General features: G+C 63.3%; 30 protein-coding genes. 24 read left to right on the top strand and 6 right to left on the bottom strand.

Going from position 1 to position 24378, the window contains the following annotated elements:
• Nucleotides 1–2: 2 nt before the first annotated feature.
• Genes flgF through flgB form a run of 5 tightly spaced genes read right to left on the bottom strand, consistent with a single transcriptional unit; the run spans nt 3 to nt 3510 of the window.
• Nucleotides 3–746 carry a flagellar basal-body rod protein FlgF gene (flgF, locus tag FHS49_RS12275; protein WP_184018935.1) on the bottom strand — a complete coding sequence of 248 codons (744 nt, stop codon included), beginning with the start codon at nt 744–746 and terminating at the stop codon, nt 3–5.
• A 6-nt stretch (nt 747–752) separates the two neighbouring features.
• Entirely contained in the window at nt 753–2066 is a 1314-nt protein-coding gene (locus FHS49_RS12270; protein WP_184018933.1) for a flagellar hook protein FlgE, read from the bottom strand.
• Between the two features lie 25 nt (nt 2067–2091).
• Nucleotides 2092–2751, bottom strand: coding sequence for a flagellar hook assembly protein FlgD (locus FHS49_RS12265; protein ID WP_184018932.1), 660 nt, complete (start codon nt 2749–2751; stop codon nt 2092–2094).
• Nucleotides 2748–3152 (bottom strand): flagellar basal body rod protein FlgC, encoded by a 405-nt coding sequence (gene flgC, locus FHS49_RS12260; RefSeq protein WP_184018930.1) that lies wholly within the window; start codon nt 3150–3152, stop codon nt 2748–2750. Before flgC ends, FHS49_RS12265 begins: the two co-directional genes overlap by 4 nt.
• 4 nt (nt 3153–3156) lie before the next feature.
• On the bottom strand, nt 3157–3510 hold the full coding sequence (gene flgB, locus FHS49_RS12255) for a flagellar basal body rod protein FlgB (RefSeq protein WP_184018928.1): 354 nt from the start codon (nt 3508–3510) through the stop codon (nt 3157–3159).
• 217 nt (nt 3511–3727) lie between these two features.
• On the opposite strand from flgB, the gene FHS49_RS12250 reads away from it, so the two are divergent.
• The 8 genes from FHS49_RS12250 to FHS49_RS12215 all read left to right on the top strand — a co-directional run bounded on the left by FHS49_RS12250 (nt 3728) and on the right by FHS49_RS12215 (nt 9863).
• On the top strand, nt 3728–4411 hold the full coding sequence (locus FHS49_RS12250) for a MotA/TolQ/ExbB proton channel family protein (protein WP_184018926.1): 684 nt from the start codon (nt 3728–3730) through the stop codon (nt 4409–4411).
• Nucleotides 4408–4875, top strand: coding sequence for a flagellar motor protein MotB (locus FHS49_RS12245; protein WP_184019798.1), 468 nt, complete (start codon nt 4408–4410; stop codon nt 4873–4875). Before FHS49_RS12250 ends, FHS49_RS12245 begins: the two co-directional genes overlap by 4 nt.
• Before the next feature lie 51 nt (nt 4876–4926).
• Nucleotides 4927–5436 (top strand): flagella basal body P-ring formation protein FlgA, encoded by a 510-nt coding sequence (locus FHS49_RS12240; RefSeq protein WP_184018924.1) that lies wholly within the window; start codon nt 4927–4929, stop codon nt 5434–5436.
• A 68-nt stretch (nt 5437–5504) separates the two neighbouring features.
• The gene (gene flgM / locus FHS49_RS12235) at nt 5505–5786 is read left to right on the top strand and encodes a flagellar biosynthesis anti-sigma factor FlgM (RefSeq protein ID WP_184018922.1); all 282 of its coding nucleotides are present in this window, start codon (nt 5505–5507) and stop codon (nt 5784–5786) included.
• 3 nt (nt 5787–5789) lie between these two features.
• The gene (locus tag FHS49_RS12230) at nt 5790–6134 is read left to right on the top strand and encodes a hypothetical protein (protein WP_184018920.1); all 345 of its coding nucleotides are present in this window, start codon (nt 5790–5792) and stop codon (nt 6132–6134) included.
• A gap of 99 nt (nt 6135–6233) precedes the next feature.
• Entirely contained in the window at nt 6234–8339 is a 2106-nt protein-coding gene (gene flhA, locus FHS49_RS12225; RefSeq protein WP_184018918.1) for a flagellar biosynthesis protein FlhA, read from the top strand.
• Nucleotides 8336–9145 (top strand): nucleotide-binding protein, encoded by an 810-nt coding sequence (locus FHS49_RS12220; protein ID WP_184018916.1) that lies wholly within the window; start codon nt 8336–8338, stop codon nt 9143–9145. Before flhA ends, FHS49_RS12220 begins: the two co-directional genes overlap by 4 nt.
• Complete coding sequence (locus FHS49_RS12215) at nt 9135–9863, top strand: sigma-70 family RNA polymerase sigma factor (RefSeq protein WP_184018914.1); 729 nt, start codon at nt 9135–9137, stop codon at nt 9861–9863. The genes FHS49_RS12220 and FHS49_RS12215 overlap by 11 nt, the downstream gene beginning before the upstream one ends.
• Before the next feature lie 226 nt (nt 9864–10089).
• Here FHS49_RS12215 and FHS49_RS12210 read toward each other — a convergent pair whose 3' ends face one another.
• On the bottom strand, nt 10090–10902 hold the full coding sequence (locus tag FHS49_RS12210) for a flagellin N-terminal helical domain-containing protein (RefSeq protein WP_184018912.1): 813 nt from the start codon (nt 10900–10902) through the stop codon (nt 10090–10092).
• A 260-nt stretch (nt 10903–11162) separates the two neighbouring features.
• On the opposite strand from FHS49_RS12210, the gene FHS49_RS12205 reads away from it, so the two are divergent.
• The 16 genes from FHS49_RS12205 to FHS49_RS12130 are packed head-to-tail and all read left to right on the top strand — an operon-like array spanning nt 11163 to nt 24325.
• On the top strand, nt 11163–12416 hold the full coding sequence (locus FHS49_RS12205; protein ID WP_184018910.1) for a sigma-54 interaction domain-containing protein: 1254 nt from the start codon (nt 11163–11165) through the stop codon (nt 12414–12416).
• Between the two features lie 14 nt (nt 12417–12430).
• Nucleotides 12431–12772 (top strand): flagellar hook-basal body complex protein FliE, encoded by a 342-nt coding sequence (gene fliE, locus FHS49_RS12200; protein WP_246350675.1) that lies wholly within the window; start codon nt 12431–12433, stop codon nt 12770–12772.
• A gap of 1 nt (nt 12773) precedes the next feature.
• Complete coding sequence (gene fliF / locus FHS49_RS12195; RefSeq protein ID WP_184018908.1) at nt 12774–14483, top strand: flagellar basal-body MS-ring/collar protein FliF; 1710 nt, start codon at nt 12774–12776, stop codon at nt 14481–14483.
• Between the two features lie 34 nt (nt 14484–14517).
• Nucleotides 14518–15507, top strand: a complete 990-nt coding sequence (gene fliG / locus FHS49_RS12190) for a flagellar motor switch protein FliG (protein WP_184019794.1) — start codon at nt 14518–14520, stop codon at nt 15505–15507.
• Nucleotides 15500–16144 (top strand): FliH/SctL family protein, encoded by a 645-nt coding sequence (locus FHS49_RS12185; RefSeq protein ID WP_184018906.1) that lies wholly within the window; start codon nt 15500–15502, stop codon nt 16142–16144. The genes fliG and FHS49_RS12185 overlap by 8 nt, the downstream gene beginning before the upstream one ends.
• Nucleotides 16141–17469 (top strand): FliI/YscN family ATPase, encoded by a 1329-nt coding sequence (locus FHS49_RS12180; protein WP_184018904.1) that lies wholly within the window; start codon nt 16141–16143, stop codon nt 17467–17469. The genes FHS49_RS12185 and FHS49_RS12180 overlap by 4 nt, the downstream gene beginning before the upstream one ends.
• Entirely contained in the window at nt 17466–17897 is a 432-nt protein-coding gene (locus FHS49_RS12175; protein ID WP_184018902.1) for a hypothetical protein, read from the top strand. Before FHS49_RS12180 ends, FHS49_RS12175 begins: the two co-directional genes overlap by 4 nt.
• Nucleotides 17894–19108 (top strand): flagellar hook-length control protein FliK, encoded by a 1215-nt coding sequence (locus FHS49_RS12170; RefSeq protein ID WP_184018900.1) that lies wholly within the window; start codon nt 17894–17896, stop codon nt 19106–19108. The genes FHS49_RS12175 and FHS49_RS12170 overlap by 4 nt, the downstream gene beginning before the upstream one ends.
• 14 nt (nt 19109–19122) lie before the next feature.
• Nucleotides 19123–19701, top strand: coding sequence for a flagellar basal body-associated FliL family protein (locus FHS49_RS12165; protein WP_184018898.1), 579 nt, complete (start codon nt 19123–19125; stop codon nt 19699–19701).
• On the top strand, nt 19698–20672 hold the full coding sequence (locus FHS49_RS12160; RefSeq protein WP_343052973.1) for a flagellar motor switch protein FliM: 975 nt from the start codon (nt 19698–19700) through the stop codon (nt 20670–20672). Before FHS49_RS12165 ends, FHS49_RS12160 begins: the two co-directional genes overlap by 4 nt.
• Nucleotides 20669–20983 carry a flagellar motor switch protein FliN gene (fliN, locus tag FHS49_RS12155; protein WP_184018896.1) on the top strand — a complete coding sequence of 105 codons (315 nt, stop codon included), beginning with the start codon at nt 20669–20671 and terminating at the stop codon, nt 20981–20983. Before FHS49_RS12160 ends, fliN begins: the two co-directional genes overlap by 4 nt.
• Nucleotides 20983–21273 (top strand): FliO/MopB family protein, encoded by a 291-nt coding sequence (locus FHS49_RS12150; protein ID WP_184018894.1) that lies wholly within the window; start codon nt 20983–20985, stop codon nt 21271–21273. Before fliN ends, FHS49_RS12150 begins: the two co-directional genes overlap by 1 nt.
• On the top strand, nt 21266–22129 hold the full coding sequence (gene fliP, locus FHS49_RS12145) for a flagellar type III secretion system pore protein FliP (RefSeq protein WP_184018892.1): 864 nt from the start codon (nt 21266–21268) through the stop codon (nt 22127–22129). The genes FHS49_RS12150 and fliP overlap by 8 nt, the downstream gene beginning before the upstream one ends.
• Nucleotides 22130–22132: 3 nt before the next feature.
• Complete coding sequence (fliQ, locus tag FHS49_RS12140) at nt 22133–22405, top strand: flagellar biosynthesis protein FliQ (RefSeq protein ID WP_184018889.1); 273 nt, start codon at nt 22133–22135, stop codon at nt 22403–22405.
• Nucleotides 22402–23181, top strand: a complete 780-nt coding sequence (gene fliR / locus FHS49_RS12135) for a flagellar biosynthetic protein FliR (RefSeq protein ID WP_184019782.1) — start codon at nt 22402–22404, stop codon at nt 23179–23181. Before fliQ ends, fliR begins: the two co-directional genes overlap by 4 nt.
• A gap of 4 nt (nt 23182–23185) precedes the next feature.
• A complete protein-coding gene (locus tag FHS49_RS12130) occupies nt 23186–24325 on the top strand; it encodes an EscU/YscU/HrcU family type III secretion system export apparatus switch protein (RefSeq protein ID WP_184018887.1) in 1140 nt (379 codons plus the stop codon).
• Nucleotides 24326–24378: the final 53 nt, after the last annotated feature.

Below are 24378 nucleotides of genomic sequence, written 5' to 3'. Positions count from 1 at the left end.
TATCAGGCGGGCAGGCGCATCAGATCGGCCGAGGCCGTATCCAGCTCGCGCGCGGTGGTGAGCAATTTGATCTGGGTTTCCCAGGCGCGGCTGGCGTCGATCATATCGACCAGAGCCTGGGTGGCGTTGACATTGGAGCCTTCGAGGCTGGACGACGTGACCTGCGCCTGCGGATCGGCGGGCAGAGCGCCGCCGCCATTGACGCGAAACAGGCCGTCTATGCCCTTGATGGTCTGCGAACCCTGCGCTGAAACCAGTTTGAGACGATCCACCTTTTGTGGCTGATTGATGTCGCCGCCGGTCGGGATGATCCAGATCGAACCATCCTTGTCGATCCGCACCTCGTCTGCGGGCGGCAGCGCGATCGGGCCTTGATCGCCCAGAACCGGGTGACCGTCACCCGTGGTGAGCAAGCCGCTGTCATCAAGCTGAAGATCACCGCGGCGGGTATAGGCCTCGTCGCCATTGGGGGCCTGCACCGAAAGCAATGCGTCGGCATCCATCGCCACATCCAGCGCACGGCCGGTCTCGAACACCGCGCCGGCGTTCATGTCGGCTGACTTCACTTCTTCGGAGGCCGGCGCGCGGGCGTCGAAGCCGGGGCCGTTCAGCCACAGCGCCTGCGTGTTGGCGATTTCGGCGCGAAAGCCCACAGTGTTGACGTTCGCGAGATTGTTCGCGGTCGTCGTCTGCTGCGACATCGCGCCGCGCATCGCCGAGAGAGAGGTGTAGATCAGCCGGTCCATGGCTTATCAGCTCCGCATGTTCACGATGGTCTGGGTCAGCGTGTTCGCTGTTTCGATCGCCTTGGCGTTCGCCTGAAAATTCCGCTGCGCGGAGATCAGGGCGACGAGTTCCTCGGTGATATCCACATTGGCCTGTTCCAGCGCACCCGATTGCAGCACGCCGAAGCCGGCGCTGCTGGCTTCACCCACTAAAGGCTCGCCCGAATTGCCCGTGGCGCTCCAGCTTGCATCGCCGAGCTGACGGAGACCTGCCGGATTGGCGAAGTTCACCATCATGATCTTGCCGAGCGCCTGGCTGTCTCCATTGGAATAGGTGGCGGTGACAAGACCGTCCGAGCCGACCGAGATATTGTCGAACTGGCCGGCGGCAAAGCCGTCCTGCGCGAAATTGCCCAGAGAGAAAGCGCCTGCGGCCTGGCGGGTCGCGGTGCCGAAATCGACCGTGAGCGACAGCGGGCCGCTCGCGCCCGAGGGCTGGATGTTGGGCAGTGTGGTTCCGCCGGTCGGCGCGGTCAGATTGCCATTGCCATCGAAGGTCATTTCGATCGGCGTGGTCCCGGTCACCTCGGTGCTGCCCACGAACATGCGCGCTTGCCAGGTGCTGTCGGTCGTCGGCACCGAGTTCGGATCATTGGGATCAGCCGCCGCCGGCGCGGTGGTCCGCGTGTAATAGACCGTCGCGGGAAGCTCGTTGCCGGCTGCGTCGTAAACGCTCGTCGCAGACGAGAAATTATAGCTATTGGGATCGAACCGATCGAATTCATAAGGATTGCCGGTGTTGTAGACCGCGCGGTCTGCCGGGAGCTGCGCGTCCGACGGCAGATTGACCGTGATGTCGATGTTCGACGTGGCCTGGGACTGGCCGGAGGTCAAAGGCACCTGAAGGTTGCGCGATGCGGAAATGCCGGTGGCGGTGACGACGCCATAGGAATCGACCGGCAGAACCTGGAGGAAATTGCCGCGCGCATCGATCACGTTGCGCTGGTCGTCCAGCCCGAATGCACCGTTGCGGGTGTAGCTCAGACGGCCACCGGCACCATCGCTGCGAGTGGCGAAAAAGCCCTGGCCGCTGATCGCGAGATCCAGCGCCCGATCCGAAGCGGAGAAACCGCCCTGGCCGAATTGCTGCGTGATGCTCTTGAGGCGCGTGCCCTGGCCAGCGACATTGCCCGACTGCATCGGCGAGGACGATACCAGATCGCCGAATTCGGTGCGGCTGCGCTTGAAGCCCACGGTGCCGACGTTCGCCACATTGTTGGCGATCACCGAAAGATCGGTCTGCGCGCCCTTGAGGCCGGAAAGCGAGGTGTAGAAAGACATGTTATTCTCCGTTCAGGAAATGGGTTCAGCCGAGGCGGATGGCTTCTTCGGGCGCGATCAGCCCGAGCGGCGTGACAAGCGAGGCGGCGCTGCCGCTGGCGGGCGATTGCACGCCGGTGATCGGGGTCCAGGCCGCGGTGGCGGCTTCGATCTTGCCGGCCGATCCCTCGGCATTCACCACGATCTGCAGCGTTCCGGTGGTGGGGGTGCCGTCGGCGGCCTTGCCATCCCATTTGAACGCGAAGTTGCCCGCCGCCTTCGCGCCGAGCGCTTCGGTGTGGACCACTTGGCCGTTGGCATCGACGAGGCTGACCGTGACGTTGTTCGCGGGTTCGGCGATGGCGATTTCGCCTGCATAGCTGCCGTCCGCCAGTGGCGGCGCGGAGTCCGAAGCGACCAGCGCCGGGTGACCGATCCAGCTCGCGGTATCCCCCACGCGCGAAGCTGTGAGCGTTTCGGCAATACCCTTCAGGCTCTGGTTCATTTCTGAAATGCCGGCGACGCTGGAGAATTGCGCCATCTGCGCAACCATCTGCGTGTTATCCACCGGATTGAACGGATCCTGCGTCTTCAACTGCGTCGTCATCAGCTTCAGGAATGCTTCCTGATCGAGCGTGCTGCTCTTGGCCGTGTTCGTGGTGGTGGTCAGCGCATCAAGCGCCGAATTGCCCGTAATGGTGCTCATTTGCCCATCCTCAATGTGTCGAGTGTCAGAGTTTTCGCGGTCTGAAGGACCTGCACGATGTTTTGATATTGCCGCGCCGTTTCCAGCATCTCGACCAGCTCGGCCGCGCTATCGACGCCTGATTGCCACACATCGCCATTGGCATCGGCCATGGGATGATCGGGATCGTGCTTCTTGGTCGGCTCGGTCTGCGACGTGACCACCTGACGCACGCGCACCGTGGCCTCGCCCGGATTGCCATTGACCGTTTCGAACACCGGCTTGAGCGCACGGAATGCGGTCGCCTTGCTGTTGGAAACCGATCCGGCATTCGCGAGATTGGAGGCGGTGGTGTTCAGGCGCACCATCTGGGCGGACATGGCCCGCCCGGCGATATCGAATACGGAAAGCGAATTGGACATGCGCTTATTCTCCCTTGATCGCTGACATCAGCGTGCCGATGCGGCCCTGCAGAAAGGAAAGGGTGGTGCGATATTGCACCGCATTTTCCGCGAACAATGTCTGCTCGGTGCCCAGCTCCACGGTGTTGCCGTCGAGCGAGGATTCCAGCGGGATGCGATAGCCCATCGCTTCATTGCCGGCCTGGTTCACCGCTGTGCCGCTTTCGGCCATCGCCAGTGCCTTGGTGAAATCGATGTCGCGCGCTTTGTAATTGGGTGTGGCGGCGTTCGCGATGTTGGAGGCGAGCGTGGTCAGCCGCTGGCTGCGCAGCGCAAGCGCCGTGCCATGAATGCCGAACAGATCCTGCGTGATGCTCATCGATTGCCCCACTTCAACTTTGCCCACTTAAACCTTCGCCGCCGCTGCCGTTATTCAGCTTGAGCGCCTCATGGCCCCTATTCAGCAAAGGGTGTGCCAAAGTGCGAAAAACCCCGGAAAAGCTGGGGTGAACGATGGTTATCCAAACGTAACCGGCAAGAAATTGCCGGGGGCGGCAAACTTTTGCCGGTCATTGCCGGTCGGGGCATTCTGGGGAATGGCGATGCTTGAAAAACTGGCGCAATTGGCTGATTTCACGTCCTTTCTGCTGGTTTTTGCGGGCACGATGCTGGTGGTGCTTTCCCGTTTCGATCGCGCCGGACTGTCGCGCGCCTTTGCCGCATTCGGCCCGCTGTTCAGTGCAGCCCCCGAACAGGATGAGATCGCCGCGATGCGCGCCGTTCGCCTGATCGAGCGGATCGCCGAAGCCCGCAGCATCGCCTGCGCCGATCGGGTGGAGACCGCGCAGCGCTTTCTCCGCCTGGCGGCGCGCCGCCTGTCCGATGCGACATCGGCTGCCGCTTTCACGCGCTGGGTGGAGGAAGAGCTCGAAGACCGGCGCCGTCGTCACGCCATCGCGATCGATTTCTGGACGATGGCGGCGGAAACAGCGCCCGCCATGGGGATGATCGGCACGATCATCGGCCTGGTCTTCATGTTCGCCGCGATGGACGATGCCGCGGCGATCGGTGGCCCGATGGCGCTGGCGATGCTCACCACGCTTTACGGGATCATCATCGCCAATCTGATCGCTTTGCCGATCGCGCGGCGGCTGGAGCGTCTCTCCGCGCATGAACTGGCCTGGCAGCGCCGCGCGCTGGATCATCTGGAGACGCTGGCGGTGGCGGAACTGGAGGCCAAGCCGGTCGCGCCGGTGCCCAAACTTCGCGTCGCGCAATGAAGATCGCCGCCCAACCCCGCTGGCTGCTGAGCTTTGCGGATCTCATCCTGCTGCTGCTCGCCTTTTTCGTGATGCTCCATGCACGGGAAAGCGATGCGGACCGGATCGTCCAGGGGATCGGTGATGCGCTTGGCCCCAAGACATCACGCGCAGTTGCCGGCGGCTATGCGGCAGATGCGATCTTCGAAACCGGCGAGGCCGTGTTGAAACCCGGTGCACAGAAGGATCTGAACGCGCTTGCCGGGCAGTGGACGAGCGAGGGCAGGGTGATCGTCACCAGCATCGGCCAATCCCATGCTGGGGCGCGGTTTGACACTTGGGAGCTATCCGCTGCGCGCGCCGCAGCCGTCGCGCGACATCTTTCGCTGGCGGGCATCGCGCCGGATGCGATCGATATCGACATGGACGCTGCGGCCACTGTGGCGGGGGATCAGCGGATCACGGTGCGGCATCGTTCTCGCTAAATGGCGCAATCCTTGCTTGTCAGGATGACAAATGGGGCAAGATCGATGAAGATGACGGTTTTCCGACACATGACGATGATGTTGATGGCCGGCGCTGCTGCGCCTGTCATGGCGCAGTCGTTCGAAAATGTGGCGCGGCTGGAATCCGGCCTGGTCGCCGAACTGGGGGCGGGCATTGGCGAGCCGGGCGGCCCTGCCGCGCCGATCGACCGCCGCCTGAAACTGGCGTCCTGCCCAGATCCCTTGGCCTATGACCCACCCAATCTGGGCGCAGTCGCGGTGCGCTGCGCGGCGCTGGGCTGGCGCATTCGCGTGCCGCTGATGCGCGCGGCGGGCGGCGCTTCAGCACAGGGGCAGTTGGACCAGGGCGAATTGGTGATCCGCAAAGGTGATCCGGTCGAACTCGTGGCGGGTGGAAAGTTTTTTTCGGTCTCCTCTCAGGCGATTGCCGAGCAGGATGGGCGCATCGGTGCCCGGATTCGCGTGCGTGGCGGAGCGAAAAATGCGCCTATGATGGTTGAAGTGGTCCGCGAGGGCGTTGTTCGCATTCCGGGGTCTTAACAAATCGAAACGATTGCCGTTAAACCCCTTGAGCGGAAGAATTGGGCAGCAATGCCAAGGAGGATCGAATGATCAAGGGAATAGGACAGGCGCTGGGTGGCCGCATTGAGCCGGGCCGTGCGCAGACTGTATCCGATGGAAGACCCGTCGCGCGCACGGAAGCGGTTGGCCGCGCCCGCAGCGCGGACGTGGAGCCTTCGACGATCGACACGATCGTGGCCGCCGGGCCGCCGGTAGACGCCGAACGCGTGGCGCGGATCAAGGCGCAGATCGCTGACGGCAGCTATCGGATCGATCCCCGGCAGATCGCGCAGAAGATGATCGATCTCGATCTGGGCGCGCAGGGCTGACGCATGATGAAATCCGCGCCCGAGGTGGTGCTTGAAAGCATGGAAAAACTCTCGCGTGCGCTGGGCGGACGCGATTGCAGCGCGATCGAGACCGCGGTCACCGAAGTTGCCGCCGCTGTCGATGCGGTGCGCGGTGTTGGGGCGTGGCGGGCCACACCCGAATTGCGCGCCACGCTGAAAAAGGCGCTGGCCGTGGCGGAATCCGCGCGGATGCAAGCCAATGTGATGAGCGACGCCGCGGATCGGCAGCTCGAGGCGCTCGCCGCGCTGCGACCCGGCCATGTCGCCGCGCTCGCCTATGACCGCAATGGTCAGCAGCGTCAGGCTCCTTATAAACAGTTAAGCTGACTGGCACGCTAATTGCTGAGATCTCCGCAATTGGGGCGGAGGTGTCATGTTTTCGACGCGGTGGGGGAATTTGCGGGTCCGCGATGCGGGTGATCGCGCATGAGCGGGGTCCGCACACGGATCTGGGGCGACGCAGCGCGTAAAGCGATCCTGCCGTTCGCCACGCTGGCGCTCGTCGGCCTGATGATCGTGCCGATCCCGGCCTTCATCCTCGATATCGGATTCATCACCAGCATCATCGTCGCGCTCGCGGTCCTCATGGTCTCGCTGAACGCCGCAAAACCGCTTGATTTCTCGTCATTTCCTACGGTTTTGCTGTTCGCGACGCTGTTTCGTCTCTCGCTGAACGTCGCCTCCACCCGCGTCGTCCTGGTCGATGGGCATGAAGGGCCGGATGCCGCGGGTCATGTGATCGAGGCGTTCGGCAGCTTCCTGATCGGCGGCGATTATGTCGTCGGCCTCTTCGTCTTCGGCATCCTGATGATCATCAATCTGGTGGTGATCACCAAGGGGGCGGGCCGCGTTTCCGAGGTTTCGGCGCGCTTCACGCTGGATGCTTTGCCCGGCAAGCAGATGGCGATCGACGCTGATCTCAACGCCGGTTTGTTGACACCCGACGAAGCCAAGGCGCGTCGCCAGGAAGTCGCCACCGAAGCCGATTTTTATGGCTCGATGGATGGTGCCTCCAAATTCGTAAAGGGCGATGCCGTTGCCGGCGTGCTGATCCTGGTCATCAACATCCTGGGCGGCCTGACTTTGGGCGTGGTGAGCCACGGTCTTTCCTTCAGCGAGGCTGCATCCACCTATATCCTGCTTGCCATCGGCGATGCGCTGGTGGCGCAGGTGCCCGCCTTGCTGCTCTCGATCGCAGCGGCCGCGATCGTCACCCGGGTCACCTCGCCGCTTGATCTTTCCGCGCAGATTTCCAGCGATTTCAGTTCGCGCCGCGCCTGGGTGCCCGTCGCTGCGATCCTGGGTTTTCTCGGCATATTGCCGGGTATGCCGCATTTCATCATGCTGAGTGCAGCCGCGCTTTGCGGCTTTTTCGCCTGGCGGATGGGCATACCGAACGAAGCCGATGCGAGCGCCGCGGCGGCCGATGAACTGCGGGCCGAACCTGCGCCCGCCACGATCGACTGGAATGACGTGAGCGATTCCGCGCCGCTCAGCCTCGATCTGGGTTACGGTCTCGTCGCATTGGTCGATGAGCGCAAGAATGCGCCGCTGATGGGCCGGATCACGGGCATCCGTCGCCAGCTTTCGCGCGAATTGGGCTTTGTGGTGCCGATGGTGCGCGTGCGCGACAATCTCTCGCTCGCGCCCAACAGCTATCGGATCGTCGTCAATGGTGTCGTGCTGGGCGAGGATGAAATCTGGCCGGAAGATCTGCTCGCGCTGGATAGCGGCGAGGTGGAAATTCAGGTGCAGGGCCGTCCGGTCAAGGATCCCACCTTCGGCCTGGATGCCTGCTGGATTTCCCCCGATCAGCGTAGCGACGCGATCGTGGCGGGCTATACCGTGGTCGATCCCGCTACCGTGATCGCCACGCACCTCAATCAACTCGTGATCAACAATGCCGCCGAACTTTTCGGCCTGGATGAGACGGATAAATTGGTCGAGGCGCTCAAGGAATCTGCGCCGCAGCTCGTCTCCGGCCTCACGCCTTCACCTCTGTCGCTGACCGATATCATGTCGCTGTGCCGCGCGCTGCTGGCCGAGGGCGTATCGCTCAAGGATTTCCGCAGGATTGCCGAAGCCATGGTGGAGGCTTCACGTGACGAAACCAGCGCCAGCCCGCTGCTCGAAAAGGTGCGCAAGCGGATCGGCGCGATCATCATTCAGCGTATCGTGCCGATCAAGATGCCGCTCCCCGTGATCACGCTCGATTCGGGATTGGAATCGCTGCTGTCGCAGGCGGTACGGATGGATCCCAATGCCGCGCATCCTTTCGATCCCGCTTTGGCCAACCGCATCATCGAATCCGTGATGAGTGCCGCCCAGCCGCTGCTGGGCGCGGCACGATCTTTCGCACTGGTGACGTCGCCGCTCGCGCGGCCCGCGCTTGCACGGCTGCTCGGCCCTCATCTGCATGATGCGCCCGTCTTGAGCTTTCTTGAAATTCCGGATTCCAAACCGGTTGAGGTCGTCGCCGTGATCGGCGGCGATCAGACCCAGCCCATCGCCATCAGGGAGACCGTATCATGAGCGCCTATGAACGTGCGCGCGTGATCGCGTTCGCCAGCGGTAAGGGCGGCGTCGGCAAGACCAATATCGCCGTGAACCTCAGCGTGGCGCTGGCGCGGATGAACCGCCGCACGATGCTGATGGATTGCGATTTCGGCATGGCGAATGCCGCGATCATGCTGGGCATTAATGCGGGTGTCGATCTGGAGCGGTTCGCCGCAGGCCATGCCGATCTGGAATCGATCATGCTGCAGGGGCCGGGCGGGCTTCATCTGATCCCCGGCGGCAGCGCCGGCAGCCTGCCGCCCTCGCGCCACAAATTGCGTCGCCGGCTCGCGCTGGAGATGCGGCTGCGCGCCCATGCGCTGGATTATGTGATCGTCGATACGCCGTCCGGCGTGTCGCCGCAGGGCGTCTCGACGATCGCGGATTCGGATCGCGTGCTGCTGATCGTATCCGCCGAACCGACGACCTTCATGGACGCTTATGCCACGCTGAAGCTGCTCACGCTTGAATATGGCTGCCGTTCGGTTTCGGTAATCGCCAATACGGTGGATGACGAAGCGGCGGGACGCGATCTGTTCAACCGGTTCAGCGATGTGGCCTCACGGTTTCTCACGTCCGAACTGCATTTCCTCGGCTCCATCCCGCGCGACGAACATATGCGCGCCGCGGTGTTCCGCAAGCATTGCTGCCTGGATGCCTTTCCTGAATCGCGCGCCTCTGCCGCCATTCAGCGGATCGCGGTCGCCCTGGACAGGGATCGCATCGCGCCGACCATCGGCGGCGATCGCTTCTTCGCGCTGGAGATGCAGGATGCCGATTGAGCTTTCGGTGCAGCCCGCCACCTACGGCCGCAATCCTGCGCGGCAGGATCCGCAGGCGCTGATCCGTCAGCATATGCCGCTGGTCCGCAAGATCGCGTGGCATGTGCACGGGCGCGTGGCATCGGCGATCGATGTCGAGGATCTGGTGCAGATCGGCATGGTGGCGCTGGTCGAGGCGGCCAATGGCTACGAAGATCGCGGCTATGCCTTTGGCACCTATGCCTCCATGCGCATCCGCGGCGCGATGATCGACAAATTGCGCAGCCAGGCCACCATATGCCGTTCCGCCATGAGCCGCCGCCGCGAACTGGCGGCCACGCGCAAGCGTCTGGAGTCCGTGCTGGGTCGTCATGCGCATGAGGCTGAAATGGCCGAGGCCATGGGGCTGAACGCCGCGGATTATCGCGCGCTGGTCGATGGTTCGGAAGGCAGCGTTCATGAATCACTCGACGAGATTTATTCGGATCACTCGCTGTGGTTCGCCGATGTGGAAGACCGCGCCGACGACGCATTGGAGCGCTCGGCGCTGCGCGATGCGATCGAAGCGGGTATCCGCGATCTGCCCGAACGCGAGGCGCTGGTGCTCCAGCTCTATTTCGTCGAAGAACTCAATCTCGAGGAAATCCGCGAAGTGCTGGGCGTCAGCGCCGCGCGCGTCTGCCAGATCAAGAAGGTGGCGCTGGACCGCTTGAGGTTGCAGCTTTCCGCCTGGCATTGAGTCTCTAGTTCCGTTTGTCCCGAGCGCAGTCGAGGGACGCGGTGACAGTCTCCCACGTCCCTCGACTGCGCTCGGCACAAACGGTTGAAGCTGAGGTTACCGTTCGCTGAAACCCCAAACAAAAAAGGGCTCCGCAATTGCGGAGCCCTTTTCCTTACGCTTACTCAAACTGGGGCTCCCGGCGCGTGGGGTGCGCCGGGAGCCACCTGCTTCGGCTCGTGGGACCTTAACGAAGCAGGCTAAGCACATTCTGTTGGCTCTGATTGGCCTGGGCCAGCATCGCGGTCGATGCCTGGCTCAGGATCTGAGACTTGGCGAGGTTGGTGGTTTCCTCGGAGAAATCGGCATCTTCGATGCGCGAACGCGATTCCGTCAGGTTGGTGGCGCGGTTCGTCAGATTGCTGATCGTCGCGTCGAGACGGTTCTGGACGGCACCGAGATTGGCGCGTTCCGTGGTGACCGTGGTCAGCGCGGTATCGATTGCCGTCAGCGCTGCGGTTGCGCCGGCTGCTGTGGCGACGGTCGTGGCGGCAACGCCCAGCGAAGCCGTCGTCATCGAACCGATGCTGAACTGAACCGTTTCGGAAGCCTTGCTGCCGGTCTGGATCGTGATCGAGGTCGACGCTGCCATCAGCGACGTGCCGTTGAAGTTGGTGCGGCTGGAAACATCGCCGATCTGGCTGATGAGCTGCGAGACTTCCGCCTGAAGATTGGTGCGATCTTCGGTGGTCAGCGTGCCGTTGGCAGACTGAACAGACAGTTCGCGCATACGCTGCAACATGCTCGTCACTTCGCCCATCGCGCCTTCAGCGGTCTGAACCAGTGAAATGCCGTCGTTCGAGTTGCGCACCGCTGCATTGAGGCCGCGAATTTCCGAAGTCATGCGGGTGGCGATGGCCAGGCCCGCTGCGTCGTCCTTTGCGCTGTTGATGCGCTTGCCGGTGGAGAGACGCTCCATGGCGGTGCCCAATGCCTTGTCGGCGCTGCGCGATGCGGTGGAGGCGCGCAGTGCGCTCACATTGGTGTTGATTACGGTCATATTAGATCCTTTCTCGCTTCAATTCCCCGGCCGCCAGAAAGAAACCCGCAGCAGCCACAACCGGGATAACGGCGAGGCTCAGGAACATTTAAGGGCAGCCGCATTTTTGTCGGCATCCCGACGAAACCGGCGTCGGCTTTACGTCACATGATTGTGGAATCACGCGCACGCGTAGGAGGATTCAGCCGTTCCCGGTTTGGCACAATTGTTGCTTAATTTATCGTTGCGGCCTGGGGGGTCGCGATTTGGGGGACCAAGGAATGAGTGTAATCGTCAGCGACCGCGCGGCTGAAGCCAGCCCCACGTTGATGAGATGGATCGCGGCGACGGGGCTTGCCTGTCACGTCGCCCCCGTAATCGTGCCCGAACGCCGCGGCGCGCCCCGCGTGCTGCACGTCACCGAAATGGCACAGGCCAATTGCGGCGATGTGTTTTTGGAATTCAGAGATGGGCCGCCAGAGTTTTCCTGGTCTTCTGGCGGTCTTCCGGCGCGGATCGGCTTCGGGTTCGAAGATATGGCGTTTGGTCACGCCATGTTGACCGAGCTGGTCCGCCCGGCCCATCGCCCCGCATCGGGCGAACCGGAGTCCGGGCGCTTCCTGCAAATGTGCGAGCGCGTGGCCGCCAGCGATGCCACCGTTCTGGTGCTGGGCGAAACCGGCACCGGCAAGGAAGGCGTTTCCCGCTTCGTCCATGCGTCGTCCCTACGCGCCAATCAGCCGTTCGTGCCGGTCAATTGCGCAGCGCTGCCTTCGACGATGCTCGAAGCCATATTGTTCGGTCATCAAAAGGGCAGCTTCACCGGCGCGGGCACATCGGGCGAAGGCTTGTTCCGCGCCGCCGATGGCGGCACGCTAATGCTGGACGAGGTAGCCGAACTGCCACTGGATCTTCAGGCCAAGCTGCTGCGCGCGCTGCAGGAGCGTGAAGTGCTCCCCGTTGGTGCCACGCGCGCCATCCCTGTCGACGCCCGCGTGATCGCCGCCGCCAACCGCGATCTGGCGGGCGAAGTGGCGGCGGGCCGGTTCAGGGCCGATCTTTACTGGCGTCTCAATGTGATCCCGTTGCAGATCAAGCCGTTGCGCGATCGCCGCCAGGATGTGCGCGCGATCGCCGCGACCTTGCTGATGAAACATTCGCCCAAGAACGCCCCCTTTGCCTGGCCCACCGCGAATGCGCTGGATCTGCTGATGGCGCATAGCTGGCCTGGCAACGTCCGCGAGCTGGAAAATACGCTGCAGCGCGGATTGCTGCTGCGCGCGGGCGAAAGGCTGGACGCATCCGATCTTTCGATCGAATCGACCCATATGCCGCGCGATGAAAACCTTCTGATCGCGGAGTATCTGCCGGAAAAGCGGCATCGCCTGTCCGAGATCGGCCGGGCGAGCCAGGCGCGTGCGATCCGGGAAGCGCTTGAAGCCACGGGCGGCCACCGGGTCCGCGCAGCCGAGCGGCTGGGCATCAGCGAACGCACACTGCGTTACCGCCTCGCTGAATTCCGTACTGCGGCTTGACTGGAGATAGAGCCATGAAGATCGACGCCACCAGCATCATGCAAATGCGCAGCGCCATCCTGCAGCAGAATTCCTCGCTTCAGAAAGTGGCGGGGCAGGGGCTGCCCGGCATCGGCAAGACGGATGCCACGGGCGATGCCAATTTCACCGAAGCGCTGCGCGGTGCGCTGAGCGAGGTCAACAATCTCCAATCCAATGCGTCCACCGCTTCGGAAGCGTTTGAACGCGGCGAGACGACGGACATTGCAGCGGTGATGATCGCGCGCGAACAGGCGACGCTTGGTTTCCAGGCCACGCTTCAGGTCCGCAACAAGCTGCTGTCCGCTTACAAGGATATCATGAGTATGCCGGTGTAACATGAGTGATCTTGTCACCCTCCCGCCGGAGCCATCAGCTCCCCGCTCGATCCAGCCCCGCCGCGCCGATTGGTCGCCCGCGGGGATTTTGTCGCAAGCGCGGCAGTTCACGGCACAGCCGGCTTTCGCGAAGGCGATGCCCGCGATTGCGGTCGCCTCGCTGATCGGCATGAGCGCGCTCGCCTGGTCGGCCTTCAGCCAGCCGCCGCAGCGCGATCTTTTCGCCGGGCTCGCCGATGGCGACAAGGCCGTGGTGGCGGATGCGCTGCGCAGTGCCGGCGTGGATTATACGCTGGATAACAAGAGTGGCGCGCTGTCCGTCTCCGAAGCCGATTATCATGAAGCGCGGATGCTGCTCGCGTCGCAGGGGCTGCCCAAGGGCGCGCCTGATAGCGAAAGCATGATCAGCAATATGCCGATGGGCGCGAGCCGTGCGGTTGAGGATCAGCGCCTGCGCGCCGCGCGCGAGGCCGATCTGGCCCGCACGATCGAGGAAATGGACGCGGTGAAGAGCGCGCGGGTGCATCTCGCCGTCGAACAGCCCAGCGTGTTCCTGCGCGATCGTTCCGCGCCTGCAGCCTCGGTGATGCTTCAGCTTCAGAATGGCCGTTCGCTGAGCGACGGCCAGGTTCATGCCATGGCGTATCTGGTGGCATCGTCCGTGCCCGGCCTGTCGCCTGAGGGTGTCTCGGTGGTCGATCAGACCGGCCGGCTGCTTTCGCGCAATGGCGACGCATCGTCTGCCGCGTCGGATCGCCAGATCGACATCCAGCAGCGCATGGAAAAGCGCTATGTCGAATCCCTGAATGCTTTGCTAACGCCGATGCTCGGCGCTGGCAATTTCACCACCGAGGTCCATGCGGATGTCGATTTCGCCGAGGTTCAGGCCACGCGCGAATCCTATCCGCAGGATACGTCAGCGGTGCGCGAAGAGCGCGGTGCCTGGACCAAGGATGGCGAACCCGTCGGCGCGAGCGGCATTCCCGGCGCGATTTCGAACCAGGCACCTACCGCATCACAGGTGCAGGCCGCGCCCGGCGCATCGCTGACCCTGCCGGTTGCCGGCGCACCCGTTCCGCCGACACCTGCGCGCACCACCGAAAATTATAACCGCACGTTCGAACTGGGCCGTGAAGTCTCCGTGACCAAGCAGCCCGTGGGTTCAATCAAGCGCCTGTCTGTTGCGGTCGCGCTCCGCGATCCCGCCACCGGCAAGCCGCGCAGCAAGGCGGAAATCGCCGCTGTCGATGCGCTGGTGAAGGGCGCGGTCGGCTTCGATCAGGCGCGGGGCGATCAGATCGCCATCTCGTCGCGCAAATTCGCCGATGTGACCGAAGAGGCCGTGCCCTGGTGGCAGCAGGATTGGATCGCGATGGTGGCGCGCAACGTGACTGCGCTGCTCGTCGTCATATTGCTGGTGTTCGGTATCGGTCGTCCGATGCTCAAGCGTCGCGCCGCGGCGGGCCAAGCGCCCGGCGCGGGGAAGGCCTCCAAGGCGGCGCTCGGCGGCGAAATCGCGAGTGCCCTGGCGGATCGCGCGCGCACCGGCAATGATTCCGAAGTGACGATCGACATGATCGAAGCGGCGCCGGGCTATACCGCCCGCGCCGATCTCATCCGCAATTTCGTCCGCCAGGACCCGGCGCGCGCGGCACTTGTCGTGCGTGATCTGATCCAGGCCGATTCGAGGAGCAACGCGCGTGGCGACTGATTTTGCAGACCTTGCCGATATCCCCGAAGAGCCGATGAAGGGCAGCGAAGCCGCTGCGATCTTCCTGATGCTGCTTGATGAAGCCGAAGCCGCCGATGTGCTGGGGCGTCTTGGCCCGGACGAAGTGGAGCAACTTGGCGGCGCGATGTTTGCCGTAGCCGATGTTTCCGAAGGCCAGGTGTCCAACGTGCTCGATCTGTTCGTGCAGCGCGCCCGCGCCCGTACAACGATCGGCTTTAGCGCGGACAAGCAAATCCGCGGCATGATGGAAAAGGCTTTGGGGTCTGACCGTGCAGATAACGTGCTTTCGCGCATCACGCCGATCGAGCGCTTCAGTTCATTGGAAGCGCTGAAATGGATGGATACGCGCACGATCGCTTCGGTGATCGAGCATGAGCATCCGCAAGTGGCCGCCCTCGTGATGGCGCATCTGGAATCGGGCGTCGCAGCCGAAGTGCTGCAGATGCTGGATGATGATTGCCAGGCCGATATCGTCTATCGCATCGCGACTTTGCGCCCCGTGACGGGTGATGCGCTGGATGAACTCGAGCGCGTGATGCTCAAGATGGTGGAACGCTCCAATTCCGCCGGAGCCACCTCTCGTCGCGGCGGGCCGTCCGAAGCCGCCAAGATCGTGAACGGCACCCGCAAGACCAGTGAGCAGCGGATCGTCCGTGGCCTCGTCAAGCTGGACAAGACGCTGGCGCGCACGATTGAAGACGAGATGTTCATCTTCGATAACCTCATGGAACTGGACGAGAAAAGTCTCGGCGCATTGCTGCGTGCGGTGGAAAACGACATTCTCGTGCTTGCGCTCAAGGGCGCGGAGGAAAAGTTGCGCAACAAGATGCTGGGCTGCATGTCCAGCCGCGCCGCGCAATCGATCCAGGACGAAATGGCCGACCGTGGCCCGACCCGCTTGGCCGAAGTGCAGGAAGCGCAGCGCGAAATGCTGACTGTCGCCCGCCGTCTCGCCGATTCTGGCGCGATCATGCTGGGGGGCAAGGGCGAGGACTATGTCTGAGTTCTGGAAACCCGATGCAGCACGCGGCGCATCCACGCTCAATGCCATGGATCTGACGGGCACGAAGGAACGTCCGCCGTTCGTGCCCTGGACAGAGAAATTCTCGTCAGGCTTTGAAAGCAGCGCCACGCTGGTGCAGCGGGAACCCGTTGAAACCACGATCAACCTCGATTCCATTCGCGATATCGCCTTTGCCGATGGCTATAATGAAGGCCGTCGCACGGTGGAGCTCGAGGTCGGGGCGGAGCGGGAAGCCGTCGCACGGCTGGCCGAAATGCTGGAGCAATACCGGCCCGAGCCGCCTGCGGAACTGGCATCGCTGCTTGCGGAAACCGTCGATCGGCTCGTCCGTCAGATCGTGGGCGAAGCGGTGATCGACGCCGATCTGCTGGACAAGCGGGTGGCCGTGGTTGCGCAGTTGATCGCGGATGCGTCTGCGCCGCGCCGGATGCGGCTGCACCCCGATGATATCAAACGCCTGGAGGGTGCTGATCTCGATGTGGAGATCATCCCCGATGCCGGCATGTTGCCCGGCTCGGTCTTCGTGGAAACGGGCACTGGATGGGTGGAAGACGGCCCCGACGTAGGTCTGGAAAAGCTGCGTCAGGCGCTGGAGAGAATGGGCATCTCGCAATGAGCCATCTCGCCGCCCATGCCCGCACATTGCTGGAGTCGATCGACGTCGCGTCGCTCGGCCCGCGGCGCGTGGGCCGGCTGGCGGCGTTCGATGGCATGATGCTGGAAGCGACCGGTTTCGTGCAGCCGATGGGATCGAGCGCGCGGATTGCGGATTCGGATGGTCATCCGGTACGCGCCGAAGTCGTTGGTTTTCGCGGCGATCGTGCCTTGCTGATGGCGCTGGACCCGGATCGTTCGCTGATCTGCGGTGCGCGAGTCGAGCCCGATGGCTATGGCGGCGGCGCTGAAGTGGGTGAAAGCCTGCTTGGCCGCGTGGTGGATGCGCTGGGCCAGCCGATCGATGGCCTGGGGCCGCTCGGCAACACGCAACTCTGGCCGCTCGCGGGCCGCCCCGGCAACCCGATGCAGCGCGCGCGCGTCACCGAAACCTTCGATGTCGGCGTGCGCGCGATCAATGCGCTGCTCACCGTGGGCGTGGGGCAGCGCATTGCGCTGGTCGCGGGGTCCGGCGTCGGCAAATCCGTTCTGATGGGGCAGATCGTGGCGGGGGCCGCGGTGGATGTCGTCGTGGTGGGACTTGTTGGCGAGCGCAGCCGAGAGGTCACCGATTTCCTGCAGACCAAGCTGACGGGTGCCGCGCGTGCCCGTTCCGTGGTCGTGGCGGTTCCGGCCGATCACCCGCCGGTCTTGCGGATCCGCGCCGCGATGCGCGCCACCGCGATTGCCGAATATTTCCGCGCGCAGGGTCTTCGCGTCCTGCTGCTGATGGATAGCCTCACCCGCGTCGCCCATGCGCAGCGCGAAATTGGACTGTCTCTGGGCGAACCGCCGACCATGAAGGGTTATCCGCCCTCGGCACTGGCGATCATTCCGCGTCTCGTGGAGCGTGCCGGCGTCGACAGCCGCAATGGCGGTTCGATCACCGCAATTTATACAGTGCTGGCGGACGGCGGCGATCTGGAGGATCCCGTGGTCGATTCCGCACGCGCGATCGTGGACGGTCATTTCGTGATGGTCCGCACGCTCGCCGAGCAGGGCGTCTATCCCGCGATCGATATCGGTCGTTCGCTCAGCCGCGTGATGTCCGATATCGTGACCCCGCAGCATCTGGCGGCCGCGACGGCGTTTCGCCGGATCTGGTCCGATTATGAGGAAAATCGCGATCTCATCCTGATGGGTGCTTATCGCGCTGGCAGCGATCCTGCGATCGACGAAGCGATCGAGCGCCGTCCGGAATTGCTGGCCTTCATCCGGCAGGGGCAGAAGGATTCGATCGGCTTCAACGATAGCCGTGCCGACCTGATGGAAGGATTTGGCCTGTGAAGAGCCTGACCCAGCGCCGCGCCCGCATCGCGCGCGTCCGCAAGATCGAGCACGCGCGCGCCTCCGCCAGCGCGGCCGAGGCGGAAGGCCGCGTAATCGTGCTGGAAGAGCATTCTTCGCGGCTTCATCGCCTCGCCACCGATCTCACGCCATCGGCGGGCTCGATGTTTGGCGCGGCGCTTTCGAATGCAGGCGAACTGGCGCAACGGCTGCGCGATGCCCGCACCGGCCTTGCCGATGCGATCAGTGGAGCGAAGGCGAGTGCGCTCGAAAGCTCGCTGGCACGGATCGAAGCGCGCATCCGCCAGGAAAGCGCAGACCGGCTAGAGGTTCAGGCGCAGGCGCAATTGAACGAAGCCATGGAGCGTCGTCGTGAGACGCCGTTCCGCACCCGCGTTCGCAACCGCGGATTTGGAGACATATCATGATTGCACGCACCCTGCCGTCACTCGATCAGATGCTGGGCGCAGTCCCCGCGGCCTCGCCCAGCGGCGAGACGGCGGGTGCCACCGCGTTCGATCAGTTGATGGCCTCGCTCACGCTGCCGCAGGCGGGCCAGCAGGCCGCGTCACAGCCCGGCAAGATGACGCCGATCTCGTTCCAGCCCGCGGTACCCAAGGCGGAAACGCCTTCCCCTGCATTGTCCCTCGTCAAACCCGAAACGGCGCCGGCTTTGCCGGGTACGATCAAGGTGACCGCGCCAGAGGGTGAAGCCGTCCAGACCACGACGGTGACGGCGGACGGTCAGGCGGAAACCGAAATTGCGGCGGAAACAGCTGCCCCTGCCGCGCCGCAAGCGCTGTCAGCGACACCACAAACCACTCCGGATGTGGCCGCCATATTGGCGGCTGTCGGCACGCAGGTGCCCGTACAGATGCCGGCGACGTCGATAAAGGCAGAAGCCGCCGCCGCAATCGCCGCGCCGGCAATCTTTCAGAATGTGGTTGCACAGCCCGTGTCGCCGCGCACCGGCAAGCCGGCTAAAGCGACCGAAGCGACTTTTGCCGTGCCGGTTTCCGACCAAGCGGCAGCGCATCCGTTCACTCTGGATGCGAAGGTGGAGGCTCCGGCGGCATCCACGCTGCCCGGGGAGACCGAAATGCTCCTGACCAAGGTGGATGCGGCCCCCGTCATCCTGCTGCACAAACAGACGCCGGGCGCGATCAATGTCGCCACGCCTGCGCCCGTCAGCGATATCGCCGCTATCCAAACCGAACTCGCCTCGCAATCGCTGGAGACCCGGCTCGATGTGGCGCGCGATGCGCAGTGGATCGATCGCGCGGCCAAGGATATCGCCCAGCTTGCCAATGGCGAAGGCCGCCTGCGCTTCCGGCTCGATCCCGACCATCTGGGCAGTTTGCAGATCGACATGGCCAATGGCAGTGACGGCCTGTCCATGCGGATGACGACCGAGACCGAGGCCGCGCGCCTGATCCTTGCCGACGCGCAACCCAGGCTGATCGCCGAAGCGCGCGCGCAGGGCGTGCGCATTGCCGAATCGCACGTCGATCTGGGCCAGCAATCCAGCGGGGGCGGTCGCAACGCGCCTCAGGAACCCGTAATATTCAACCGCGATCAGACGTTCGATGGCGAAACGGCGGAGACCACCGCCCGGCCCTCGAACGAACGCTTTGCATGACAGGATGACCAGAGATGAGTGATGCACCCAAAGAGGCCGATGCGCCGATGAAAAAGAAGGGCGGCGGTCTGAAGAAGATCGCATTGCTCGTAGCCGGCGTTGCCATACTCGGCGGCGGCGGGGCGGTTGCGGGCATTTATGCCTATGGCTCCGGCCTGGTCGGCGGCGGCAAGGATGAGGCACACAAGGAAGACCCCAACAAGCCCCAGCTCGTGATGAAGGAAAATGCGATCGAGCATTCCGGTGCGGCGGCAGCGGGCAAGGAAAAATCCAAATTCCAGACGAGCTATTACGAGATCGAGAAGAATTTCACCGCCAATCTGGCGGATACCGATGGCTTCATGCAGGTCTCCATCGGGGTTTCGACCAATTATGATAACCGCGTAATCGAAAATCTCACCAAGAACGAGATTCCGATCCGCTCGGCGGTGTTGATGACCCTGTCGGATCAGGGCATCGATGCCGTGGCGACGCCCGAAGGCAAAAGGCAGCTTCTGCGTGCACTCAAGGTGGCGATCAACAAGGCCTTGGAGGAAAAGGAAGGGTTCGGCGGGATAGACAATGTCTATTTCACGAATTTCGTGATCCAGTGAGCAAGATCAAGAAAGCGGCGCTGACCGGCGCGGAGGCATCGGCACTGATGGACGAGCTGAACCAGGTGGGCGGCATCGCCTCCGATATTCCCAAGGTCGAGCCATTCTCGCTGGGCGTGCACGATTCCAAGCCGACGGCCTGGATGCCGGGGCTGGAGCGCATCGGCGAAAAGATGGCGCGGCGCTTGCGTCAGGTTGTCGAGCCATTGGTGCAGGGGCGCACGAAAATCGTGGCCGAGCCGATCGAGACGGTGCGCTTTGAACATTGGCGCGGCGACCTGCCCGATTTCACGAGCCTGAATTTCTATCGCGTGCGGCCGCTCAAAGGCGGCGTGCTGGTGAAGATCCAGCCGGATTTCGTGGCCAGCGTGGTCGATATCTTCTTTGGCGGCACTGGTATTCCCAGTGCGCGACGTCACGCCGAATTCACGCCATCCGAAGATGCGGTGATCATGAAGATGACCGATTCGATCATGCAGGCGCTGGTCGAATCCTGGGGCGAAATCGTTGCGCTGACGCCAACGCTAGCGTCGCGGGACACCAATGCGATTTTCGCCAATCTCTTCCGTCCGGAGGAATCGGTGGTGATCCAGCGCTTCACGATCACGCCCGCGCATGGCCGCGCGACCAGCATCGCAATCCTGTATCCGCTGGGTTCGCTCCGTGCTGTGGAAGGGTCGCTCACCGCCAAGGTGCATGACGAAGCCGGCCCCGCGGATGCGCAATGGCGCAATCGCATGGCGCAGGCGTTGAACGAAGTGCGCCTGCCCGTGCGCAGCGTGCTGGCGCGGCCGAAGATTTCGGCGGCGCAGCTCATGTCGCTCAAGCCCGGCGACGTCATTCCCATTTCGGTCAGCGCCAAGGTTCCGCTGCTCGTCGCCAACCGTCGCTTTGCGATGGGGACCATTGGCGAAAAGGACGGGCAGGCCGCGCTGCTCATCGACACTATCGAGAAAGGCCAGATTTCATGAGTGACTTGTCCGAACATATGATCGCGCCCGAGGCAGATTCGCTGCACAATATGCGGCTGCTGGCGGATATCCCGCTGCGTCTCTCGGTTGAAGTGGGCAATACCTCGCTTCGCCTTGCCGAATTGCTCGAGCTTGCCGAAGGCAGCGTGGTCGAACTGGATCGTCAGGCGAGTGAATTGCTCGATATCCTGGTGAATGGCACGCTCGTCGCGCGCGGCGAAGTGGTCACGGTCAATGGTCGCTTCGGAGTCCGGGTCGTCGATGTCGTCGGCACGGAAACGCGGATGGCCGGGGTCGAACGGCGCCTGTGATGTTCGATTATGTCGTGCGCATGTTGATCCTGCTCCCGCTTGTGGCGGGCATGGCGGTCGGCGCTTTGTGGCTGTGGCGCAAGGTCGGCCCCGATCTCACGGTCAACCGGCGCGTGCGCCATCTGAACGTGATCGATGCGATCCCGATGGGCACGGCAGGCCGGCTCGCTCTGGTCGAATTCGGCGAGCGTCGCCTTTTGCTGTCGGTAACACGCGGCCGGATCGATCTGATCGCCGAAGAACCCAAGCCTGCGGTATTCGAAGTGCCTGATCTGGATGCTGATGCTTAAGCGACCTTCTGCTTCATTCTCCCCTCCAGTCCTTGCTGGAGGGGGCGGGGGTGGCCCTCCCTTCTTAAAGGAAGTTGCCACCCCCACCCCCTCCACGAAGGCATGGAGGGGAGCGAGTATCGTCCTTCTTCTGATATCCTTTCTCATCGCCACGCCCGCTTTCGCACAGGTCGCGCCGGGCGGCCTCGATCGCGCGATGAGCACGATCGCGGGCGATGGGCGTCCGCTCTCCCTGTCGCTGCAGATCCTCGTCCTGATGAGCCTGCTGACGGTGCTGCCGTCGCTGGTGCTGATGATGACGAGCTTTACCCGCATCATCATCGTCCTCTCGATCCTGCGCCAGGCGCTGGGATTGCAACAGACTCCGCCCAATCAGGTGCTGGTCGGGCTGGCGCTGTTTCTTTCGGTTTTCGTGATGAAGCCCTCAATCGATCAGATCAGGGACAGCGCCTATACGCCCTATGGCGCTGGGCAGATCAGCATCGAGGAAGCGATCTCGCGTTCCGGCACGGTGCTGCATGGCTTCATGGTCAAGCAGACGCGGCAGACCGATCTCAAGTTGTTCATGGATATCTCCAAATCACCGGCGATCGCGACGCCCAAGGATATTCCCTTCGCGATCCTGCTGCCAGCCTTCGTCACGAGCGAGTTGAAAACCGCGTTCCAGATCGGGTTCCTGATCTTTCTGCCGTTCCTGATCATCGACCTCGTGGTGGCGAGCACGCTCATGGCGCTGGGCATGGTCATGCTCTCGCCCTCGATCATCTCGATGCCGTTCAAGCTGCTGCTCTTCGTGCTGGTGGACGGCTGGGCGCTGACCATGGGGTCGCTCGCCGGCTCCTTTTCGGTGACATAGGCGATGGCCGACGCTGATTATTTCATGGGCGTGGCGCAACAGGCGCTCTGGGTGCTGGCTCTGGCCTGTGCGCCGATTTTGATCCCGGCGCTGATCGTCGGCCTCGTTCTGGGCATGATCCAGGCCGCGACCTCGATCAACGAAGCCACGCTGACGTTCGTACCCAAGCTGATCGTAATCGCGATTGCGCTCGCCATTTCGGGCAGCGCGATCCTCATCCTGCTGGCGGATTTCACGCGGGAAATCTTTGCGCGCATCCCGGATATCGTGCGCTGATGCCGGCAGGGTTTTCGGATCTGGAGATCAAGCTCTGGCTCTGGCTGCTGATGATGATCCGCCCCGGCGCGGCATTTCTGGCGGCACCGATCTTCGGCGCAGCCGCCGTGCCCGTCCAGCTTCGCCTGATCGTGGCGCTGGCGATTGGATTGGCCGCGCTTCAAGTGCAGCCCGTGGCGATGCCCGATTCCGGGCTTGTCAGCATCTCCGGATTCATGCTGATCACCGGCGAAGTGCTGATCGGCCTCGCCCTTGGCTTTGCCGTGCAGATCGGTTTTTCCGCAGCGATGATGGCGGGCGAGGTGATCGGCAATGCGATGGGCCTGGGTTTCGCCGGCATGATCGATCCGGCGAGCGGTGCCTCCACCCCCGCGCTCGGCCAGTTCCTGAATTTGCTCGGCACCTTTCTGTTTCTGGCGCTGGGCGGGCATCTCATGCTCGCGGCGATCATCGTGGACAGTTACCAGTCCATGCCGGTTGGCGGCCCGATGATGACAAGCGAGGCTATCAACAGCCTCGTGATGTTCGGCGGTAATCTGTTCGCGATGGGGCTGACGATCGCGCTGCCGGTCGGTTTCTCGCTGATCATGGTGCAGCTCATCATGGGTGTGCTGTCCCGCTCTGCACCTGCGTTGAACCTGTTCGCGGTCGGCTTGCCCGCCACACTCATGGCCGGGGTCGTGCTGATCGCCATCGCCGTGCCGTATCTGGCGGAAAGCATCACCGCGGCGCTCGAAGCCGGACTGGCGATGTCGCGCCAGTTGGCGGGAGGCTGAGGCGATGGCCGATCAGGCAGACAAGGACCAGAAAACCGAAGATCCAACCGATAAGAAAAGGCGTGATTCGGCCGAGGAAGGCGATGTCCTTCAATCGCGCGAACTGGCGATTGCGCTGGTCATGGGGGTGGGCGCAGCATGGCTGATCGCGATCGGGCCGATGATGATCGAAGCGATATCCACGATGCTCGGCGAAGCCCTGCGCTTCAATGCCGCCGATATCGAGAATTTCGATCCCGCCGCGCGGGCGTTGCGTCTCGGCGCGATCGTCATCCTGCCGCTGGTGGCGCTGTTTGCGATGACACTGGCCGCCGCCTTCGCCGCGCCCGCCATGCTGGGGTCGCTCGGCTTCCGTGCCAAATCCTTTGCCTTCAAGGGCAATCGCATCAATCCGGCCACCGGGATCAAGCGCATCTTCAGCATGAACGGATTGATCGAGCTGGTGAAGTCGATCGCCAAAGTGGGGGTGATCGCGGTCGTCGGCTGGTATGTGCTGATGGGGCAGAGCGATCATATCATGTCGGCCGGGCGGCAGGAGCTTGGCCCGGCGCTGTCCCAGCTCGCGTCCACCTTCACGCTGATCGTGGCAGTGATGGCGGGTGCGCTGTTCCTGATCGCGATGGTCGATGTGCCGGCGCAATTCTTCCAGCGCCTCGCGCGTATGCGTATGACGAAGCAGGAGGTGAAGGAGGAAGGCAAGCAATCCGAAGGCTCGCCCGAAGTGAAGCAGGCGATCCGCCGCAAACAGTTCGAAGCGGCGCGCGGCTCCGCGCGTCAGGCTGTGGCGGAGGCTACGGTGATCCTGGTGAACCCCACCCATTTCGCCGTCGCCTTGCGCTATCGCCCTGGCTATGACGCCGCGCCGGTGCTGCTGGCGCGGGGTCGCGGCGCGATGGCCCAGGCAATCCGCGAGGCGGCGGGCGAGGCCAAGGTGCCGGTATTGTCTTATCCCTCGCTCGCCCGCGCGATCTATTTCACGACGCGCACCGGCGACATCGTGCGCGAGGATCTGTATATCGCCGTGGCCACGGTGCTGGCGTTCGTGTTCAATCTTGATCGCGCCATGGCCGAGGGTATCCGCCAGCCCAATGTCGATGTGCCCGAAGGCGCACGTTATGATGAAGAAGGCCGCAAACAGGCTTAAGTCCTGATCATATCAGCCGTTTCCCCATCTGGCCAAGAGCGGCCATGGAGTGT

It is taken from the genome of Sphingobium boeckii, assembly GCF_014199215.1.
In the GTDB taxonomy this organism is placed as follows: domain Bacteria; phylum Pseudomonadota; class Alphaproteobacteria; order Sphingomonadales; family Sphingomonadaceae; genus Sphingobium_A; species Sphingobium_A boeckii.
The sequence above is the reverse complement of the archived record's forward strand: the minus strand, read 5'-3'. Positions and strand labels throughout refer to the sequence as shown.

Coding starts and splice junctions, on each gene's coding strand:
- FHS49_RS12245 (WP_184019798.1), top strand. CDS start 4,408: ATGAAGATCGCCGCCCAACCCCGCTGGCTGCTGAGCTTTGCGGATCTC.
- flgM (WP_184018922.1), top strand. CDS start 5,505: ATGATCAAGGGAATAGGACAGGCGCTGGGTGGCCGCATTGAGCCGGGC.
- flgB (WP_184018928.1), bottom strand. CDS start 3,510: ATGAGCATCACGCAGGATCTGTTCGGCATTCATGGCACGGCGCTTGCG.
- FHS49_RS12250 (WP_184018926.1), top strand. CDS start 3,728: ATGGCGATGCTTGAAAAACTGGCGCAATTGGCTGATTTCACGTCCTTT.
- FHS49_RS12130 (WP_184018887.1), top strand. CDS start 23,186: ATGGCCGATCAGGCAGACAAGGACCAGAAAACCGAAGATCCAACCGAT.
- FHS49_RS12210 (WP_184018912.1), bottom strand. CDS start 10,902: ATGACCGTAATCAACACCAATGTGAGCGCACTGCGCGCCTCCACCGCA.
- flgF (WP_184018935.1), bottom strand. CDS start 746: ATGGACCGGCTGATCTACACCTCTCTCTCGGCGATGCGCGGCGCGATG.
- FHS49_RS12270 (WP_184018933.1), bottom strand. CDS start 2,066: ATGTCTTTCTACACCTCGCTTTCCGGCCTCAAGGGCGCGCAGACCGAT.
- FHS49_RS12215 (WP_184018914.1), top strand. CDS start 9,135: ATGCCGATTGAGCTTTCGGTGCAGCCCGCCACCTACGGCCGCAATCCT.
- FHS49_RS12205 (WP_184018910.1), top strand. CDS start 11,163: ATGAGTGTAATCGTCAGCGACCGCGCGGCTGAAGCCAGCCCCACGTTG.
- FHS49_RS12150 (WP_184018894.1), top strand. CDS start 20,983: ATGTTCGATTATGTCGTGCGCATGTTGATCCTGCTCCCGCTTGTGGCG.
- flhA (WP_184018918.1), top strand. CDS start 6,234: ATGAGCGGGGTCCGCACACGGATCTGGGGCGACGCAGCGCGTAAAGCG.
- fliN (WP_184018896.1), top strand. CDS start 20,669: ATGAGTGACTTGTCCGAACATATGATCGCGCCCGAGGCAGATTCGCTG.
- FHS49_RS12230 (WP_184018920.1), top strand. CDS start 5,790: ATGATGAAATCCGCGCCCGAGGTGGTGCTTGAAAGCATGGAAAAACTC.
- fliG (WP_184019794.1), top strand. CDS start 14,518: ATGAAGGGCAGCGAAGCCGCTGCGATCTTCCTGATGCTGCTTGATGAA.
- FHS49_RS12185 (WP_184018906.1), top strand. CDS start 15,500: ATGTCTGAGTTCTGGAAACCCGATGCAGCACGCGGCGCATCCACGCTC.
- FHS49_RS12170 (WP_184018900.1), top strand. CDS start 17,894: ATGATTGCACGCACCCTGCCGTCACTCGATCAGATGCTGGGCGCAGTC.
- FHS49_RS12165 (WP_184018898.1), top strand. CDS start 19,123: ATGAGTGATGCACCCAAAGAGGCCGATGCGCCGATGAAAAAGAAGGGC.
- fliP (WP_184018892.1), top strand. CDS start 21,266: ATGCTTAAGCGACCTTCTGCTTCATTCTCCCCTCCAGTCCTTGCTGGA.
- FHS49_RS12220 (WP_184018916.1), top strand. CDS start 8,336: ATGAGCGCCTATGAACGTGCGCGCGTGATCGCGTTCGCCAGCGGTAAG.
- FHS49_RS12240 (WP_184018924.1), top strand. CDS start 4,927: ATGACGGTTTTCCGACACATGACGATGATGTTGATGGCCGGCGCTGCT.
- FHS49_RS12180 (WP_184018904.1), top strand. CDS start 16,141: ATGAGCCATCTCGCCGCCCATGCCCGCACATTGCTGGAGTCGATCGAC.
- fliQ (WP_184018889.1), top strand. CDS start 22,133: ATGGCCGACGCTGATTATTTCATGGGCGTGGCGCAACAGGCGCTCTGG.
- fliE (WP_246350675.1), top strand. CDS start 12,431: ATGAAGATCGACGCCACCAGCATCATGCAAATGCGCAGCGCCATCCTG.
- FHS49_RS12265 (WP_184018932.1), bottom strand. CDS start 2,751: ATGAGCACCATTACGGGCAATTCGGCGCTTGATGCGCTGACCACCACC.
- flgC (WP_184018930.1), bottom strand. CDS start 3,152: ATGTCCAATTCGCTTTCCGTATTCGATATCGCCGGGCGGGCCATGTCC.
- fliF (WP_184018908.1), top strand. CDS start 12,774: ATGAGTGATCTTGTCACCCTCCCGCCGGAGCCATCAGCTCCCCGCTCG.